This is a genomic window from Saccharococcus sp. Marseille-Q5394, from assembly GCF_946901335.1.
Taxonomy (GTDB): Bacteria; Bacillota; Bacilli; order Bacillales_A; family Planococcaceae; genus Sporosarcina; species Sporosarcina luteola_C.
This window is the reverse complement of the sequence record NZ_CAMPPQ010000001.1, coordinates 432,631-451,596: the sequence shown is the minus strand read 5'-3', so window position 1 is coordinate 451,596 and position 18,966 is coordinate 432,631. Positions and strand designations below refer to the sequence as shown.

General features: G+C 41.3%; 17 protein-coding genes and 2 pseudogenes. 6 read left to right on the top strand and 13 right to left on the bottom strand.

The annotated features are described in order from the left end of the window. The first annotated feature begins 228 nt into the window (after positions 1 to 228). The 3 genes from plsY (at position 229) to OC538_RS02235 (ending at position 2,731) form a co-directional block, all read left to right on the top strand. Positions 229 to 831 (top strand): glycerol-3-phosphate 1-O-acyltransferase PlsY, encoded by a 603-nt coding sequence (gene plsY / locus OC538_RS02245; RefSeq protein ID WP_262173071.1) that lies wholly within the window; start codon positions 229 to 231, stop codon positions 829 to 831. A gap of 37 nt (positions 832 to 868) precedes the next feature. Beyond that, positions 869 to 1,162, top strand: a complete 294-nt coding sequence (locus OC538_RS02240; protein ID WP_262173070.1) for a HesB/YadR/YfhF family protein — start codon at positions 869 to 871, stop codon at positions 1,160 to 1,162. A 204-nt stretch (positions 1,163 to 1,366) separates the two neighbouring features. Then, on the top strand, positions 1,367 to 2,731 hold the full coding sequence (locus OC538_RS02235; RefSeq protein ID WP_262173068.1) for a C40 family peptidase: 1,365 nt from the start codon (positions 1,367 to 1,369) through the stop codon (positions 2,729 to 2,731). 52 nt (positions 2,732 to 2,783) lie between these two features. On the opposite strand, the gene murF is transcribed toward OC538_RS02235, so the two are convergent. The 4 genes from murF to OC538_RS02215 all read right to left on the bottom strand — a co-directional run bounded on the left by murF (position 2,784) and on the right by OC538_RS02215 (position 7,545). Beyond that, complete coding sequence (gene murF, locus OC538_RS02230) at positions 2,784 to 4,166, bottom strand: UDP-N-acetylmuramoyl-tripeptide--D-alanyl-D-alanine ligase (protein WP_262173067.1); 1,383 nt, start codon at positions 4,164 to 4,166, stop codon at positions 2,784 to 2,786. Between the two features lie 29 nt (positions 4,167 to 4,195). After that, positions 4,196 to 5,491, bottom strand: coding sequence for a YheC/YheD family protein (locus OC538_RS02225; protein WP_262173066.1), 1,296 nt, complete (start codon positions 5,489 to 5,491; stop codon positions 4,196 to 4,198). Between the two features lie 71 nt (positions 5,492 to 5,562). Further along, the gene (locus tag OC538_RS02220) at positions 5,563 to 6,006 is read right to left on the bottom strand and encodes a hypothetical protein (RefSeq protein ID WP_251694585.1); all 444 of its coding nucleotides are present in this window, start codon (positions 6,004 to 6,006) and stop codon (positions 5,563 to 5,565) included. 159 nt (positions 6,007 to 6,165) lie between these two features. Then, on the bottom strand, positions 6,166 to 7,545 hold the full coding sequence (locus OC538_RS02215) for a Mur ligase family protein (RefSeq protein ID WP_251694586.1): 1,380 nt from the start codon (positions 7,543 to 7,545) through the stop codon (positions 6,166 to 6,168). Positions 7,546 to 7,722: 177 nt separating this feature from the next. On the opposite strand from OC538_RS02215, the gene OC538_RS02210 reads away from it, so the two are divergent. Beyond that, positions 7,723 to 8,631 carry a C40 family peptidase gene (locus OC538_RS02210; RefSeq protein ID WP_262173065.1) on the top strand — a complete coding sequence of 303 codons (909 nt, stop codon included), beginning with the start codon at positions 7,723 to 7,725 and terminating at the stop codon, positions 8,629 to 8,631. Positions 8,632 to 8,758: 127 nt separating this feature from the next. Beyond that, positions 8,759 to 9,976 (top strand): ATP-grasp domain-containing protein, encoded by a 1,218-nt coding sequence (locus OC538_RS02205; RefSeq protein WP_262173064.1) that lies wholly within the window; start codon positions 8,759 to 8,761, stop codon positions 9,974 to 9,976. Between the two features lie 38 nt (positions 9,977 to 10,014). Here the strand turns inward: OC538_RS02205 and OC538_RS02200 are convergent, their stop codons facing one another. The 9 genes and pseudogenes from OC538_RS02200 to OC538_RS02160 form a co-directional block, all read right to left on the bottom strand. Then, entirely contained in the window at positions 10,015 to 12,180 is a 2,166-nt protein-coding gene (locus tag OC538_RS02200) for a YheC/YheD family protein (RefSeq protein WP_262173063.1), read from the bottom strand. Positions 12,181 to 12,284: 104 nt separating this feature from the next. After that, the gene (locus OC538_RS02195; RefSeq protein ID WP_262173061.1) at positions 12,285 to 12,695 is read right to left on the bottom strand and encodes a CotY/CotZ family spore coat protein; all 411 of its coding nucleotides are present in this window, start codon (positions 12,693 to 12,695) and stop codon (positions 12,285 to 12,287) included. A gap of 33 nt (positions 12,696 to 12,728) precedes the next feature. After that, a complete protein-coding gene (locus OC538_RS02190; RefSeq protein ID WP_251694591.1) occupies positions 12,729 to 13,949 on the bottom strand; it encodes an ATP-grasp domain-containing protein in 1,221 nt (406 codons plus the stop codon). Positions 13,950 to 14,015: 66 nt separating this feature from the next. Then, positions 14,016 to 14,333, bottom strand: coding sequence for a hypothetical protein (locus OC538_RS02185; RefSeq protein ID WP_262173059.1), 318 nt, complete (start codon positions 14,331 to 14,333; stop codon positions 14,016 to 14,018). Further along, positions 14,333 to 14,758: an acyl-CoA thioesterase gene (locus tag OC538_RS02180; RefSeq protein WP_251694593.1), complete on the bottom strand. Its 426-nt coding sequence runs from the start codon at positions 14,756 to 14,758 to the stop codon at positions 14,333 to 14,335. The genes OC538_RS02185 and OC538_RS02180 overlap by 1 nt, the downstream gene beginning before the upstream one ends. A gap of 59 nt (positions 14,759 to 14,817) precedes the next feature. Next, the gene (locus tag OC538_RS02175) at positions 14,818 to 15,969 is read right to left on the bottom strand and encodes a DUF4362 domain-containing protein (protein ID WP_262175103.1); all 1,152 of its coding nucleotides are present in this window, start codon (positions 15,967 to 15,969) and stop codon (positions 14,818 to 14,820) included. A gap of 46 nt (positions 15,970 to 16,015) precedes the next feature. Then, a pseudogene (locus OC538_RS02170) lies at positions 16,016 to 16,554 on the bottom strand (DUF2441 domain-containing protein). Positions 16,555 to 16,649: 95 nt separating this feature from the next. Continuing rightward, positions 16,650 to 17,072 (bottom strand): FosM family fosfomycin resistance protein, encoded by a 423-nt coding sequence (gene fosM, locus OC538_RS02165; RefSeq protein WP_262173058.1) that lies wholly within the window; start codon positions 17,070 to 17,072, stop codon positions 16,650 to 16,652. Positions 17,073 to 17,154: 82 nt separating this feature from the next. Beyond that, positions 17,155 to 18,024, bottom strand: a pseudogene (locus OC538_RS02160) (alpha/beta fold hydrolase). A gap of 282 nt (positions 18,025 to 18,306) precedes the next feature. Between OC538_RS02160 and OC538_RS02155 the strand changes: the two are divergent. Continuing rightward, entirely contained in the window at positions 18,307 to 18,960 is a 654-nt protein-coding gene (locus tag OC538_RS02155) for a hypothetical protein (protein ID WP_262173057.1), read from the top strand. The last annotated feature ends 6 nt before the right edge of the window (positions 18,961 to 18,966 follow it).

Here is an 18,966-nt window from a genome sequence, read left to right as displayed (position 1 = left end):
TCTTTCTCTTTGTATACTATCGTATCGCTTCCTGTAAAGCTTGTCAAATCAACGTTTCAGGAAGCTTGCTCAATTAATTGTATAGAATAAACCGGCTGATTGCAATGAGATGAGGAAAATCTAGACAATCGGCTGACTTTCAGAACTTCATACATTCCATTGTCGGCATTCATCTGTTCTGCTAAACTTGAAACACATAACTATTCAATAATGGTAAAGGGGAGCGTCATGGAAATTATCATTCTTATACTAATCGCTTATGTACTCGGCTCCATCCCATCTGCATTATGGATCGGCAAATTGTTCTACAATACGGATGTGAGGCAGCATGGCAGCGGAAACCTCGGTGCCACGAATACGTTCAGGGTTCTAGGAAAAACTGCGGGAATGCTCGTCACAATTATTGATATTTTGAAGGGGACGGCTGCTGTGTTGCTTCCCCTACTACCTTATTTCAGTTCAGCAGGTATTCATCCACTTCTTCTTGGGGTTTTCGCTGTTATCGGCCATATGTTCCCTGTCTTTGCGAAATTCAAAGGAGGCAAGGCCGTTGCCACTTCGGGCGGTGTTTTGCTGGGCTATAACTGGCCGATTTTCATCATCGTCCTTCTTACATTCCTCATCGCTTTGAAGATAACGAAAATGGTATCTCTATCGTCCATGATCGTGGCGGTTGTCGGTTTCATTTACTGTATTGCCTTCTATTTATGGTCTGGCGATTTCTATTTAATGATCATTGTCGGTTTAATGGGGGTATTCATCTTCTACAGGCACCGGGCGAACATCGCCAGGATCAAAGCGGGAACCGAGTCTAAAGTGAAGTGGTTGTAATACAATGGAAGCAGCAACCGAAAGGCGGGATACTGAAATGAAAATCGTTTTGTCGGATGATGCGCGAAAATGGTTTGAAGAAGAGATGGTAGCTCAAACAGGCGATTATATAAAATTTTTCGCTCGTTATGGCGGGTCCAGTTCGTTGCATGAAGGTTTTTCGCTCGGAGTTATGAAAGAAGTGCCTGACGAATTGGCGGTCGAGACGGAAAGAGACGGAGTGCATTTTTATATTGAACAAAGGGACTACTGGTTTTTCGATGAACATGACCTTCATGTAGATGTTGATTCGCATTTGAATGAGCTCGTTTATACGTATGAAAAAGCGTGATGGCACTAGCCGCACGCTTTTTTTATTCCTCGAATTCCCAATTTCGGGCTGTAATCTATTTGTAAAGAAACCCGTTCAGTCTTCTGCTGGCTTGCAATCTCGCAAACCTCCAATTCTAAAGGTAAATATTGCCTCAAATCTACCCCGTTATTCCATGCTACGATCATTCTCAGGTAAGACATTACTAATCTCAGGAGGCAAAACATGAAACGCAAACTACTTTCAGCAGCATTAATCACGTGCGTCAGCGTCAGCTCTTTGGCAATTCCCTCATACGATCAATCTCAAACAGTCTCTGCCGCCACGGTAACTTCTCAAACATCGCAACAGGCTGTGGCAGCCAAAGCGGAGCAATTGATACAAACCGCAAAAAGCTTAATCGGAAAATCGACATACAGTACGGCAGTCTATAAGCCTACTTATCCGTACAAGTTTTCTTGCGCCACTTTCCTCATGTACATATTTGAGAAAAACGGTGTCGACTTGGCGACATACAATGAAGATTATATGATGCAGCAAGGCACTCCGGTTGCAAAAGGGCAATGGCAAAAAGGTGATCTCCTCTTCTTCAGTAGTAAGGCATCGAAGATCCCAGATCATGTCGCTATGTATATCGGAAATAACAAGGTCATCCACATGGCGGATTCCAAACAGAATATAATCATTTCCGACTTGACTGACAAGCCTTACTATACGGAAAACTATATCGGTGCACGCCGCGTGCTCCCTAGTTTGATGTCAGCCAATCCTGCAACGAAAGGCGATAAAATCGTCAGCTTTGCCTATGATTTGAAAGATACGGCGACAATAGGTTCCGTGAACAACGAAAGCACTAAAAAGTTCACAAGCACAGGTTTCGTCAACCATGTATACAAAAACAACGGCATCACATTGAATGCTTCCAATTTAAAAAACCTTCAAAGCAAGGGGGCAACCGTTTCCAAAGCCAACTTGAAGAAAGGCGATCTTGTTTTCTTCAATAGCGTGAAAGGATCAACGAATCCTAGCCTGGTTGCCATTTATGCAGGCGATCATCGTCTCATCCTCCCGAATTCGGGCGGTGTTGTTACAAGGGTTATGCTCGTGGATTATTATAAAGATCATTATATTACGGCAAAAAGGGTCTTCACGGACAATACGACTGTGGCGCCTTCCGTATCCAAGCAGTCAACCACAACTACTACAACATCTGCGGACAAGCTTGTCAACTTCGCACAAAGCCTTACGAATAAAGCGAAATTCGGTTATGGATATAATGAGAGTACATTGACATTCACAGGAGCCGGTTTCACTTATTATGTATATAAAAAGCAAGGAATTGATTTGAAAAGCAAGATGGCCAGCCAGCAATCCCAAATCGGGACTGCGGTACTGAAATCCAATCTTAAAAAAGGAGATCTTCTCTTTTTCTCTTTGGATAATAAAAGAACTCGTATTAACCAAACGGGCATTTATATTGGAGGAAATCAATTTATCAGCCTATCCACTTCTGGAAATGTTGTAAAACAAAGCCTTTCCTCCACATGGGCAACGCAAAACTTCATGAAAGCCCGACGTGTTCTTAACTAAATACATGAAAAGAAGCATCTTAACGTCTAAACGTTGGATGCTTCTTTTTCATTCACCGCTTCAACGACTCTGCAAACTCAATCATGCCTCTACTGGACATCGGTCCTTTGATAAGCACAATCGACTGATCATCAAATAAATGATCCAACCGATTTCCGATTTCACTCACATCTTTGAAAATCCTTATATTTGCGCTGCTTCCATCCCGCATTGCTTGCCTCGCAATTTCTTCCGCCTTTATACCGATTGTAATTAGTGCATGGATATTCCGCTCCGCAACCATACTTCCGATTTCACGGTGGTATTTCTTTTCGAAATTCCCAAGCCGGTTTATATCCCCTAATATGAGGATGACCTTTTTCCCTTTTCCAATTGAGTCAAGCACCTTCAGTGCCGCTTCAACAGATGTGGGATTGTTCGTCCATGTATCGTCGATGATTGTGCAGCCGTTTTTGCCACTAGAGAATTCCAAATGCCTGCTCATGTTCTTATACGTTTTCAAACGGGAGAGCGCGGCTTTCAAATCCATTCCCATTTCACGGACAGCAGCCAACGCAGCAAGCGCATTGCTCACTTGGTGTTCCCCATACCCGGGAACAAAGGCGTTATATTCCAAACGATCGACATGCAGCATGAAATCCATTCCGCCCTCTCCATAAGTGATCCGGGAAGCTCTGAAATCCGACTTTTCATCCATTCCAAAATAAATGATTTTCCCTTTGAAGCGGTGGATTCTCAGCTTTTTACTATTCTGATCATCTGCATTTAAGATAAGTGTGCCGCCATCCTTGATGCCGCCGATGATCTCTTCTTTCGCTTTTATATAGCCTTCCAGATTTACACACCCGTCCAAATGATGAACCCCAATATTTGTGATGATCCCAATCGTCGGCTGATAAATCATGCACTGGTGCTTAATATTGCCTGAATTGCCGAGGCCGTGTTCGAAAACTGCCGCATCCGTTTGTTCATCGATCCCCATCAAATAAGGAAATGAACGTCTCGGTTCATTTTGGCTGCTGACCGATGCATGCACATTCCATTTTTCAGAGAGCATATGTTTGATCATATCTTTCGTTGTTGTCTTGCCGCACGTTCCTGTTATCGTCACAACTGGTAGTCGAAACTGATTCCGATAATAATCGATGAACTTCCAATAGGACTGGACGAGGCTCGTCACTTGCATGACCGTCGTATTCGGCAATACATCTTTAACGTTAATTGAGGACTTATCGGTTATGACAAGGGAAGGACCTTTCCTATCGATTTCCATCCAATTAATCGCTTCCCCCCTGCTTGCAAAAAGAAGGGAATTTCGCCTCGTATAATCATGTCGATTGTAGTAGATGGCATCTTCCACATTCCAATCTACCGGTCCCGTAATGATTTTTCCTTTGAGTATTTTCCTGATGTCATTGACAGCTATCGGCTTCATTGCATTTCCTCCCTTCCAACGTACTTCGATCAGTCACTCTTTTTATTTTTCTTTATATAATAAGAAATCCTCTCGTGGATTTCATTGTTGTCATACATGTAAAACATCGAAAGAGACGGGGCATAATTCCCTTCGATCAACCATACCGCCCCTTTATCATCGATTCCTATATCAAATCCGATAATCGAAAGATCCCCATTGTTTTTCAATAGTCTTTTTGAAGATTTTTTGCATACCATTTCAATCCATTTTGCACAACGCTCAAATGAAATTTCATTATTTTGACGTGATAGGGCATTTTCCAATGTGAGTAATTTACTAGCCCTGTTTGAAACGAAATAATCCTTCGCAGCGACTTTAACGACCTGCCCTGTTAAGATCCAACTACCTTCATCGAACTGGGTGATGACCCGCACATCGCAAGGTTTCCCATCGATCTCCATTAGAGATATCCTTTGCTGAACAATATAGTCTCTCTGCGAAAGATAATGGTTATGAACATAACTGAACAGCTGCTCAAAATCATCTACGACCTGTCTGTTTTGCTTTTCATGCACTTCAAAAGCCAAATCACCAGTTAGAGATATTTTTACGATTCCTCTACCCTGTTGCCCTACACATGGCTTGATGATCACCTCTGGATAGGTATTCAAAAATGCAAGCAATGTCTTTTTTGTACACAAATCCGTAGCTGGCAGGAATGAACGTAAAGACCTCTCTTGATGAAGTGAATGATACTGACTCCATTTACTATTGCGGTCATGTAAAATTGTGTCAGCGAGCCAGAAACTTCCGAATCCGTCTTTGACGATATCCACTACGATTGTATGGCAGTCTGGAAAAGCGGTACCCAACATTTTAGCTGCTGTTACTGAACTGTTGAGCATCCTTATATTGTATAGATTGTAATGAGGAACGCTGTTTTTGTCTTCAGTTGCACTATGGACGATTTTCCAATGTGCTGTAGGAGATTTTCTATGAAGGGTGAAACTGCACTGGTAGAGAGTTGACGGATTTGCTGGGCAAGCTTGAATAACGTAATACTTTTTAGTGAAAATTCGTTTTGTTAAATAATCGTATATTTGCTCTTTGTTTGAAAAACGTAAGGCTTGATTCCCTGTTAGCGATTCAATACCATCATTAGTAACTGAAATATGGACTTCTTGCGGTCCTACTAGCGGTTTGATGATGAAGTATTTGTATTTCACGACAAAACTGTAGAATGTCCCTTCAGATAATAATTTTGTTTCCAACAGATTCACTGATAAACCGGAATCCGTCTCCAATATCCTTTGTTGACCATAACGTCCTCGAATACCCTTCACAGACTACCCTCCTTCAGCTTTTATCCAATAAATCTAGAACCCCCGACCCGATATCGGGAGTTCACGAACCGTTAATCATCATCGCAACCGAGTGCTATGATAGAACCTTGCGCAACCGGTGCTGCACCATTTTGATTGAAGAAACCGGTTATGACAAAGCTTTGTACAATATCTACGTTCGCCGGGGCAACCTGGTCTCTGAAGACGGCTACAAATGGAAACTGATCGTCATCCACGAGTCCGGTGCCGGTAACGGTCACTTCACAGTTTTGACCCTCTCTTCTACAAACGACAGAAGTGAAAGAATTTGCAACAAACATGAAGCTGTTCACACCACCCATTGTCTCTGTGTCTACAAATTCCAAAGACAATGATGAAGCAGCCAATGTTGTGACACATACATTTGCCATGTACGTCAAGTCACCTCTGACTGTCCCCATCTGTCCATTGAAGCGGACATTGTTCCTTCTTGAAACGGCATTGACCAACACGCCACAAGGACATTCCATACCCATAATGATATCCCCCCTTTCTATTTGAACTACTTCTACTATATTGATAAATGCAAGTAGACAACTTGGTGTTTGTCCCAATTCAGGTAGTAAAAATATTACCATATGGGTGTTTCACACATGAAACTCATTCAAATGCCTGTCGTTTATCCTACCTGTCAATCAGCCTCTCCCTCTCAATAGGTTTGAGAGCTTTTTAATTGCTTCACTAAACATGTCACCTTTGATAAGCATGATAGAATCTTCTGTTGCAATCTTTTTCAGCAATTCATAGGCAAGAATATGATTATTGAATGAGTGAACTTCCATTGAAGAACCTTTTTTAGAAACAGTATCTGCCATTATTTTTGCATGTTTTCCGACAGTGAATAGTACATCGATTTTACTTTCCGCAATGATTTCTCCCGCCCGTTCATGAATGACATAACCCCAAGATCCAAGGTCGGTTATCGTGCCGACAACTGCTATTTTCTTTTTGGCAGATCCGATATTCTCCAACACCCGCAATGCCGCTTCCAATGAAGTCGTCGTAATGCTCCATGTGTCATCAATGATTGTTGCTCCGTTCAACCCCTTCACTAGCTGCAGTTGCTTATTGAGCGTTGGGAAAGACCTGAATTGAACAGCAATATCAGCAAGTCCCATGCCAATCCGATGAGCTGCTGCAATGGCCGCGAGCGCATTGTATATTTGGTGTTCTCCGTGACCAGGAACAAGCATTCTGTATCTCTTTTTCTGATATTCGACAGTCATATACATACCTTCAGGAGAAAAGCAGACATCACTTGCTTTGAAATCACTTTTCGAATGGATGCCGACTGTTACAATTGTTCCAGTAAAACTTTTTAAATCCAGTTTTTTCGTGTTCCGATCATCTGCATTAATGATTAAAACACCGTTTGGTTGAAGAGCGCTGCACATTTCCCCTTTCGCAGAGATATAGCCTTCCAATGTCTTGCAGTAATTGAGGTGATGTTCCCCTATGTTCGTAATGATGCCAATCGTCGGTTTCAAATAGGCAGCGGCATTCGAAATATCGCCGGGCGCACCGACCGCTGTTTCGAATACAGCTGCCTCTGTCGTATCATCCATCCCCAGCAGGTAAGTCAAATGTGCGGTTCTTGAATTATTTGTACTGTTTGTGTGCGCGACTTTCCTACTGAATGAAAGCAGATGACGAATCATCTCCTTAGTCGTCGTTTTACCGGACGTACCTGTCACTGCGATTACAGGGATATCAATGGAAGCCCGATAGTTGTTGACGAATTTCCAGTACGATTCCTGTAGATTTTCAACTTTTATAATTGTCAAATCCTCTGTTTCTGCCCTTACTCCCATTTCCCGGTCCGTCACGATCGCAAGCGGGAAAAAGGGCTTCAAGATCTCCCATCTGATCATCTTCCGATTCAAAAATAATATCGTATGATGATGCCTTACTTGTTTAAGTCGATAAGCACCGTGATGTATAATCAGATCGTCATTTCCTTGGATCAATTTTCCAGATATGATTTTCCGGATATATCCTGTCGTTAGAGGTTTCATTTGGTTCACTCCCTTCCCCTTTCCTATCGTATGCTTCCCACTTTAAAAGAGCCTGTACGAAAAACCTGTGTACATCAAATCGGTAATAGTTACTGGCATATAGGATGAATAATCATGTCGATTAACGATTACTTCATAACATATTAAGAGGGATTTTACACAAAGGAGTTGAATTTGTTGAAAAAGATCATATTTACCGGAACAAATGATTCGGATTCGCATAGGCAGGTACCGCAACAGGCTATTGAAGCAAAAGCGGAGAAATTGATCCAAACGGCAAAAAGCTTGATTGGAAAATCGATATATAGTACGGCAGTGTACAAGCCTACATACCCGTATAAATTTTCTTGCGCAACTTTCCTGATGTACATTTTCGGGATAAATGGAGCCGACCTTGCGACGTACAATGAAGACTTCATGATACAGCAAGGAGCTCGAGTTGCTAGAGGAAAATGGCAAAAAGGCGATCTTCTCTTCTTCAGAAGTAAAACGACAGCGAAAGACCCGGATCATGTCGCTATGTATATTGGTGATAACAAGATCATCCATATGGCTAACCCAAAACTGGATATCGTCATTTCCGAATTGAACAGTAAATCGTATTATACGGAAAAATATATAGGTGCACGCCGTGTGCTCCCAAGTTTGATGTCACCCAATCCGCCTACGAAAGGAGACAATATTGTCGATTTTGCTTACTATTTGAAAGACCAGGCGACGATTGGACCTGTAAACAATGAAAGTACTAAGAAGTTTACGAGCACCGGTTTTGTCAACTATGTATATAGAACCAATGGGATCACATTGAATGCATCCAGCTTAAAAGACCTTCAAAGCAAGGGTACGCCCGTCTCCTGTTTCAGCCTGAAGAAAGGGGATCTTGTTTTCTTCAATAGCAAGAAAGGATCATCGAATTCTAGCCTTGTTGCCATTTATGCTGGAAATCATCGTCTCATCATCCCTTATTCGGGAGGCGTCATTACAAGGGTTCTGCTCGCAGGTTACTATAGCGATCATTATATTACGGCAAGAAGGGTCTTCACTGATGACACTCCCCACTATCCTATCGAATACCCTTCGTATTAAAGAGCCTGTATGAAAAACCTGAGTACACCAAATCGCGATAGTTACTGAACTATATGATGTATAACCATGTCGATAAACGAATCCTTCATAACCTATATAGAGTGTCTAAATGAAGGAGTTGGACTTATTGAAAACAATCATCTTTATCGGAACAAATAAATCAGGTTCAAGTAGGGATGCAATCAGAGCTGCCGAACGGCTCGGTTACTTCACCGTATTATTTACTAGCAATGAAAAACAGATCAAGCAACGGAAGGAATATGTAGATGTCCACGAAATGATATTCGTTGACACGACTAATTACGATTCAATGCGGAAAGAAATCCATTCTCTGCTATCCAAAGGAAACGTAATTATGACAATTATCAGTTTTGTCGACTCGAATGTCGCCCGTGCCTTAAAACTGTGTGAGGAATTCTGTCCGAACGGCACCTCCTTTAAAGCTGTCGATATTATGGAGAACAAAGCAGGGACAAGGGCTTCCCTAAAGGGACTTCCGTACTCACCCAAGTTTTTGACTATATCCCCTAAAGCGAAGTTGGGATTGATGACACTTGAGGCATTGCCTAATTTCCCCCTAATTATAAAGTCAGCATCCTCTACAGGTTCGAAGGATGTTCTGCAGGCTTCCAACTTTGAGCAACTGATGCGACATGTAAGGAAGCTGAATGAGAAAGATCCCGAAGAATCGATCATTATCGAGGAATACATCGAGGGGGACCAATACTTGATAGAGGCGATTGTCCATGAGAGGAAAATTCAAATCGCCGGTGTCATCCAACAGGAAATCACTTATGGCAAACGCTTCATCATCACCGGGTATGGCGTGCTTGCAACTGTGCCAAAACAGCTGAATGACAGCATCATGGAAGTGCTAGAATCCATCGTTGAAAAACTCGACATCCGAAACGGAGCGCTGCATATCGAAATGCGTCTGACGAAAAACGGTTGGCGGCTGATTGAAATCAATCCTCGAATTTCTGGTGGAGCAATGAATAGTATGTTGAAAGCCGCTTTTGGTTTTGATTTGGCAGAGGAAACAGTAAAATTATACTTAGGTGAAAAACCGCTTTTAGTTAAGAAGCAGCGGCATTTCGTCTTCACCCAATATGTCATCATCGAGCAAAAAGGGATTTTGGAAAGAGTGACAGGCAAAAAGAGAGCTAGAAATTCGCCAGGGGTCGTCGAAGTGTATGTGAAGCCTCGAAAAGGGACGCTCCTGACACCGCCACTGTCGATGGGTCATCGGTATGCATATGTCATCGCCCAAGGAACAACGTTGGAAATGGCAAAGTCATTGGCGAAAAAGGCCGCTGAAGAAATCCAATTTCACCTTAAACAATAAAAATGAGGACTCCCGAATAATGGAGTCCTCATTTTTATTCAACTATAGTTTTGGTCGATATATTTGACGGTTTCAAACATATTTGTTTTACTTGCTCCCTTAATAAGGATTGTATCGTCTTTACGTATTAGTTTTGACAGCAATGCATGTAATTTCTCCCGATCTGTGAAATGATGGATTCTGTTGGCAGACATGCCTCTTTTTTTCGCTTGTGCGCCGATTTCCTCAGTCCGGAACCCATAGGTAATTAATAAATCAATCCCTTGCTGCTGGATGTAGTCCCCTACTTTTCGGTATTCCTTCTCGCGAAGATCACCAAGTTCCCTCATTTGTCCGATGATAGCAATTTTCCGATGCTTTGCCAGATTTACGAGAACATCAATCGCTGCACGCACACCTTCCGGATGGGAGTGTACGGTATCGTCAATCATTGTGATATTATCTTTGCAATTGTAGATCGTCAAACGCCGCGGTGGTTTCTTGAAGAGAAGACCCGTCTTGATTTCCATCGGTGAGAATCCTAGCTGATCCGCGATTGCAATTGCCGACAATGCATTATACACATGATGCTCCCCGAAAATCGGGATGAACAGTTCGATTTCTTCATTTTGCAGCTTCAGTTTAAAGCTCATGCCCTGATCCGCATATTGAACATCATAAGCTCGATAATCAGCAGGTTTCTGAATACCTATTGTTATCTTTTTCCCTTTGAAATCTCTCGTCTCCAAAAATCGTGAATTGTCATTATCCCGATTAAGACATAGTACTCCAAATTGATCCATCCCATGAATCAATTCCGATTTAGCTTTCGCTACACCCCTCGGATCACCGTTGAAATTCCCGACATGTGCCAACCCGACATTTGTAACAATGGACATATTCGGCTGGATGATCTGGCAATGCTCTGTGATTACGCCTGGATAGGCCATGCCATATTCAAGGACAACAGCCTGATGGGATGAATTGATTTCAGCTGCATGCTTTTTCGTATGTTCCGTCGTATTCCAGTAGTCCTTCGATTCGAAGACATTCCACTTCTTAGATAGGATGGAAGAGAGAAAAGCTTTCGTCGTTGTTTTGCCGGCACTTCCTGTAATGGCGATAATCGGCGTTGCTTGCTTTCCATCTGATTTATTGCGCTTCTTTTCCTTGATTTTCATTTGAATAGCCTTTTGATTTTTCGCTACATACATGGCGTACTTGATTGTGTTTTTAACGACATCCAATTCGAGATAAAACGCCGGAGGACAGCCTGGGCGCCAGTTTACTTCATAGATCCATAATTTCAATTGATCATCCATTCCGACGTCTACTCCGATTTCATCAATAACTTCGCCGAATTTTTCCATTTGGAGCTCATCTAAATGCTTGGCGAGTGATAATGAAAAGAACTCCAGCTTCTTTCGGATATTGAATGCTTCTTCCTTGAATTCATGTTCCAAAAATGGGTCCAAATAATTCGTATAGCCGCCACTATTGATATTTGCAATGATGGATCCCTGCGGTGCAATCCGAGGGTAAATTGTCGTAATAACCCACTCGCCATCCCCGTTTTTTTGGACGTGCAGCCTGAAATCGAAAACTTGCCCTGTCTTCGTCACTGATTGAATGTACGGTTGGACGATGAATGTCTCTTTCGATAATTTTTGTTTGATAAAGCCATTTAACTGGGATTGCCCATAGATCTTATTCGTCCCTTCACCTTTCACAGTGAATCGGTCGCCTTCTTGCACAATAAAAAAAATCCCTTTTCCTTTTCGGCCATCAATCGGTTTGAAGACCACTTTCTCAAAAGCAGTAAGGAATTTGAAAAAATGATCCGCACTCTTGACAACTTCAGTAGGTATTAAATAGTTCGCAAAATCTTTTGCTTCTTTCAATCGACGGTTCACACTCCACTTATTGCCGATTGAGTATGTCGTAAAAGGAATCTCTTTTTTCAACTTCTCGATAGTCTCTTTTGACTTCGATAACTTCTCCGGACTCCCTGCATTATAGATGACATTTGGAAAGGGCATGATTTTTGTCTTCCATTCCCCTTTTTCGTACACTTGTCCCTTGATAGTACGATTCAAAAAATTCACTTCTCCAGGCGAGAAATAGAAAAACTTCGCACCTTCCGCTTCCGCGACAGCCGCAAATGCATAAGCTTTCATGACAGTATCCGGATCTTTCCGATGATGCAACATGCCTATAATCGTCATGAACATTCTCCTTTACTCTTTTTGACGGTTCTCTCTAGTACATTCATGCGCATCTGAAATGATAAGGACAAGAGTTTACACGCGGGGTATTTAGTTTTCCAATTCTATGTTTTTGACACGATGACTGGCAATGGACGGTCGACAAGTTCGTGGGGAAGCGGGGTAATTGCTGAGAAGATGCAAAGTTTTACGATGATGCAATGGGATGTCTTTATCAACGTATAAAGGTCCCGGTGTGTTATTGCCGGCAGACCTTTTAAATCTACCGGTTGAAGCAAAGATAACTTCGCAATGCAGCTGTACTCATTGATTCTCTCCACTCTAAAATAAGGAGTGGCATTTCCATCTACTATTGCGGTGAAAGGGTCAGAATGGATTGTAGATTGCAGCATGAAGGGAATGGTGTCCTTAGTGTCTGGCAGATGAATGAAACGCATTCCCTTTCCAAACTCTGCGAGTAATTGCTGCTCCTTCCATAATTCCCTCATCTCTTCACATAGAATGCACTTCTTCAACTCTTTCCCCTCCCTTTTTATATGTTCTTCAATTTAAAACGGGTCGATGTAGAATTTTATCAATCTGGCAGCATTTTCTGCCCGTTCCTTAGCCACTTCCATTGCCTCACCGATCGCCATCACATATCCGTTCCGATGACCCATAGATAGTGGCGGCATGATCATTGCACCGATGGACGGCTTTACTTGTACGTCAACAACTCCTGTGCACAATACAGCCTGTTCAAGCCCGTCTATGTCCAGTAAATAACCGGGAATATTAATCGTTATATATGAGGTATGGACAGACTGCTGTCTTTTTCTGATCAAGTCAGGTTCTTCACCGAGGTAGAGCTTGATCGTCTCTTTAACAAGATTGATCCCGTACGCCTCTTCGATCATGCGGTTCATGGCTCCTCCGGAAATCCGAGGATTCAGCTCTATCAATTTCCACCCAGCAGAAGTGAGACGCATTTCAAAATGGCAAGCACCGTGATGAAGTCCTATTTCGTTAACGATTGTAGTGACCGTCTTCCATAAACTTCTGTAATCTGCTTCGTCCATTTTCGTAACTACACCGTATGCGGTAACAATGAAGGAGTAATCGAAAGTGATTTCCTGTTGGATGACTGCCACGATGATTGGGATTGTCTCTACGACAACAACTTCAATGACATATTGGGGACCTTCTATGAATTCTTCTATGAGAACTTGCTTTCCGACCAACCGTTTTGCAAGCCGCTTTACAGCAATCTCGAATTGTTCTTCATCTTCAATGTAATAGACATCTTTTGACCCGTGGGAAACCGGGTTTTTCACCATAACAGGATAGTTACTAGTTGATTGTTTCGATTCCCCTAAAGGAATTATTTCAAAACCGCAAGACGCCTTATTGTTTTCTAATGCAAGACGGGTCGCCATTTTATCCTCCATCAATCGCAAAGCTTCAGAGGAAATGGCGGATCCACAAAATTCATTGGATAGATTTGCAGCCATCGAGACATATGGATCGACAAAACTGATGATTGCTGTAATATGTTGACCTGATTGGAGAAGTTGAACAAGTTGCTTCCGTATAATTCCCTCTTCCATTGCCTTCAACAAAACGAGTTGAACATCTACAAGCTTCCTTCGCAGAAATGCTTTTCGATCCGTCAGCAAAATGGCAGTGTAGCCTAACCGGCCAGCAGCCGCCAATGCGTCCATGCTTGATCCAGACATTGATGAGCCGATAAACACAATTGCCCCCATTTCTCCATCCTTCCACGAAGACAATCCTCTTCTTTCAATTGTATGCCAATGAATATTGCTGCCTTAGGCAATTAAAATAAGCATGAAGGACTATCCCTCATGCTTACTTAGTAAGTTAAATCGATTTACTTGTTCCACTAGTCCGGCGTCCAGCAATGCTCGCAACTCTGTTTTACCGAACAGGTCGAAATGCGGATAATCTTCATGGTGGTCGACCCATTCAGGTTTCAACCCGTATCTTTTTCCCCATTCGATTAATTTATCAAGATCTGCACAGCCCGCCTTCGTTACCGTTTTACAGCCTGGGAAACGATCATCGAGCCAGTAATGGGTGAGAAATACAATTTCCCCGGCACGGACTGCTTCTTTCCACGCTTTTAATTCTGCCCGATTAATACCGAACGCCATCAGTCGGCCACCCTGCAGATTTCGGTATACTTGGCGTCCCAATCCGGATCAATTTTCCGTAACGAAACTGGACGGAAATTTTCACTTTTGACTAAGATATGTTCAGAAGTGGCGGTTGCTGCGACCGTTCCATCTTCATGTAGAATTTCGTAGCCGTACACTGTGCGAAGTTTCCCATGGGACTCGACCCAAGTCCGGACGGTTGCGGTCTGTCCGTATCTCATGGCTGCCTTGTATTGAATTGATAAGTCGATAACAGGGGACAGATAGCCTTCCGCCTCGAGACCCGCGTATGTAAAGCCTAAGTCTTGAATAAGGCTCGTTCGGCCAATTTCCATCCAGACTAAGTAATTGGCATGATAGACTACTCCCATCTGGTCCGTCTCCGCATACCTAATTTCCACTTCTTTTTCACTGACAAACACTATCATCACCTCTGTTGTCCATTATACAAAAGAGATGAAGATATTGCTGTTTGTGTATCTTAAGGGACAATGCTCTCAACGGGCTGTTGCTTCTTCATTTCCTCCACTTTAGCTCTTCCCGGATTTGAACCTGTTATGCTTCCTTTAATAACCGCTTCAATCTTATCGCCAATCTTGAACTCCTCGGTGTTAACACCTTCCAAGCTGATAAAGTCAAATACGTATGCGTCAAGTTCAGTATTTTGTATTTCATCTTTGAGCAATTCATAATCAAAGATGTTTAAATCTACTCCGACTAACAGAGTGTCATCTTTCACTTGAAGTATATACCCTTGAATTACGGTTTCGGGATTTTCAGTTTGCTCCATTTCAGATTGCATAATAACATATTCAGCGATCTCGGTAAATTTTACACCGTCCGAACCTTGATCGCAGCTAGACCAATGATATTCACGATCCCCGCCGTTAATATATACTTTTAAATAATAGTCTCTGGACTCTTCTGACTGACATGTAGTCTTTAAATCGAGGTCTCCTAAATAATTTGCCATTACTAGCCTTTTAAAGACCTCTTGTTTCACTTGCGTAGATAGTTGAAAATCACTAGTTGTTCTTGTTTCTTTTGAGTTAATAACTTTTGTAACTTCTTCTGTTTTCGTATTCACTTCATTTTCCAGCTTTTCTCCGTATTTCAATTCCAACTCGAATAGATCTTGTCGTGCCAAATTGTATTCTATTTCCAAAATCTCATCCATTCCGAAAAATCCATCTGAGCATCCTGTGGCGATATAGGAAGTATTCGTGGGATTGACTTCCTCCAACAAATTGTTGCATATAACGGTCGTTATTTTACCACTTCCAAATTTGTCACGCGTTGAATCATAGGTCACTTTTATAGTATCTTCTTTGTAATTCAGGTCTGTAACGATAGGATCCCCTTCAATTGTGTAATGGACAATTCGTAAATCAGATGAAATACCATTTTGCAAATTATCGTAGAAGTTCTTCATTCTTTCCACCCCTTCAATGCTTCCGTGGGTATTGAGAACATCTACATTTTTTACACCTTTCACAGACGGTTTTACGTTATCATTACTTGTTGCGTGGGACCCTTCCTTATCAATTGGATTTTTTCCTTCATCACTTGCATTGCAGGCGGTTAAGATGAAAAGAAATGTTAATAACAAAAATGAGCAGTACAATTTCTTCATCAACTTTTCACGTCCAATCTAATCATTTCTAGATCCCAAGTTTAACTTATGAAAAATCGTCAATGATTTCTACTACCTCAATTTCCCCATTAATCAATAGCTCAGTCAGCTCGCTTTTCGAGTTGCCCTTCCAGTACTCTTTTGCTTGTTCAATTTTTGTCGTGAAAGTTACGCCATCTTCTTTTGGGAGTAGTGCAGCATCTCCTTCGAAATGACTTCCTTTCACTCGTAATTTCACAATCTGTAATACCTTTCGATTATAGGAGTCAAACAATTCCTTCCATTTCAATGCGTCTTCATATGTCTTTGCCGCATATAAGCAAGATAACCTAGAAGGGTAATTAGGGTACTCCTTTACTCTCACCATTTCTGTTATGACTTCTCTTATAGCGCTGATGGTTTGGTCCATATACCTGCTAACCACTTCAGCATCTTCCTTATTCAAATGTAAGCCATCGCTCGTATGATGATCTTGTAAAATACGTAAAGAGTCCTCTCCCTTAGAATTCAATTGTTCTCTAAAAAGAAGCGATATAATGTGTTCTGTTGATTGTCGCCAAAGTTGATAATCTGTCCGATTTCCATTTTCTTATTCGTGACGATATGGTATGCAAACAGCTGATTATCTATAATTATTCGCCTCCCATTTCACTACAGTTGCAATTAAGCCATATAAAAGTTCAATCGTAAAATTCCATATGTGGTTTATCTTTTTTATAATAGTTTAATCTGTCTTGTAAAGTACCAGTATGAAATTCAAACTTATGTCCATCTGGATCAGTAAAATAAATCGACTTCATATCCCTTTTATCTCTTAGACGACCGCTTAAAATATTTACGCCTAATCTTTCTAACTGGTTATATATATTTTCAAAGTCTGCCTCTTCTACTGAAAAAGCAACGTGAGTGTATGATTGGCTAATTTCCTTACGGGGAATATCTTTTTCCAAATTAAGAGCTAACCAAATACCGTTCAAATCAAAATAAGCAGCGCTCCTCCCTTTAACCAACAAATCAGCCCCAAAAACATCTTGGTAGAATTTTATCGACTCTTCCAAATCGGAAACTGAAAATAATAAATGATTTAATCCTTCTATAAACATCATTTTCACCCCGGAATAATTGTTTCTACAACGCTCGTTTGCTTAATTAAATATAACCACATATTATGCATGACACTTTTCATTATGGCTGGCCGGGTGATATAACTTCTCCAATTGTGTTCAAAGTACTTCTAACGAACTCAGCAAATTCCGCCTCTTCTTCAAAAAACGGATAATGGTTGCTATATAGAAAGAAAGTGAATCTGGCGTTCGGAAGGTATTCCGCAATTTGAACACCGAATTTATGCGGACATTGTGCATCATGTTTACCTGCATATATATAAGACGGCAAGTCAATTTTCTTCAAATTATCTCTGACGTCATATGTCTTGCAGTCCACTTTTCTGAAATACGTCAATCGATCCCCGACCGTCTTGCCGCTATTCGGTTTCTGAAGAGCCAACTCCATTTTCTTCTCAGAATGAAAAGACATCAAATTCCATTCACGGCCTAGAGCCCGTCTTTCCTCCAAAGACAGATCCGGAGTATCAATTCAATTCATTATTTCCACAATCCGTTCAAAGTTCGGGTTTTCTTGACAATACATACTTCCTGGATCAGCACTGTACTCAATGCTTGCAGCAGCGCCCCCAGCGACAATCTTCGTTAAAGATTCTTCCCTCATTACAGCATACACAAGAGCTAACATGCCTCCTGTCGAATGTCCTGCAAATCCCCATTTCGTTAGTTGAATCGCTTCCCGGACTGCTTCCAAATCCAAAACGGATTTTTTCATGCTATATTGCTCTTCTGATTGCGCGCCTTCCGATTTCCCTGCTCCGCGTAAATTGATGAGGTAGACATGATAATGCTCCGTAAACGGATTTGCGAACGCATTTCCTCTTTCAGTGTATTCACTGTATAGATGAGTAACGGCTATCGGCTCTCCTTCTCCTTTTTCAAAAACCTCGAAAGTCCCTCTCTCAGTATCAACAAAACGTTGTACCCACATATCAATGCCCCTATATTTCTATATTTTCTAACTATAGTTAATTATATCTCTATTATTATTGAAATGAAATAAAGAAAAGACTAAGCGGTTTGCTTAGCCCTTCTTTAGTAAAGACGAGATTTTTAAAGAAACTTAACGTTGAAGCAATATAAGATGACATACTGCACATACTTTATTTCAAATTGTTTTAGGAGGCTATTGTCAATAATGCGAAGGATCTCGATATTATGTCTACTTATATTAATTACATTTCCATTTGGAACGGATGCTCACAAAAGTGAATTGGATAATGAAATCTCTAGGCAAAATCAATCTAATGAAAAAGTTGTTGGGAAATTACCAGAAGCGAAGATCGCTTTATTTGCAAATGAAAGTGAAGGATATCTACAGAAATTTCGATTGGAAGTAAATGGAGTTACTCAACATTTCCCATTTTGGATTAATGTTTCTAATGAAGCATATTGGCCCCAACTTATTTATAAAGACATTAATCAAGACGGTGAAAATGAACTAATTGTCATTCTGACAAGGGGATATGGGACTGGGGTTGTCAATCAAGAAGTCCATGTTCTCCATAAAACTGAAACTAATTTCGGCAATGTTTACCGAGAAATCCTCGTTGATAACCCCATGGCCATCCTTTTAAAAAACGTAAAGACAGAATTAACTAAGTCGCACGCTCTGATTACGATTGGGCATCATAAGACAGAAATTGAAATTGACAAGTTAGGTATTGAACCAAGAAAATTTTTTTCTGACATCACTACAGCTAATTTATTGCGCTTTGAAGTCATTGAGAATAAATTAATGGCTATTATCGGTGCCCAGGTCTCCCCAGTGGGCGGATATATAGGAAGCTTCCATATTACGTATGAATATAAAAATGATCTGTATGAGGCAAAGAAAATTGAATTCATTCAGGATTCAAATGTATAGAGAAGG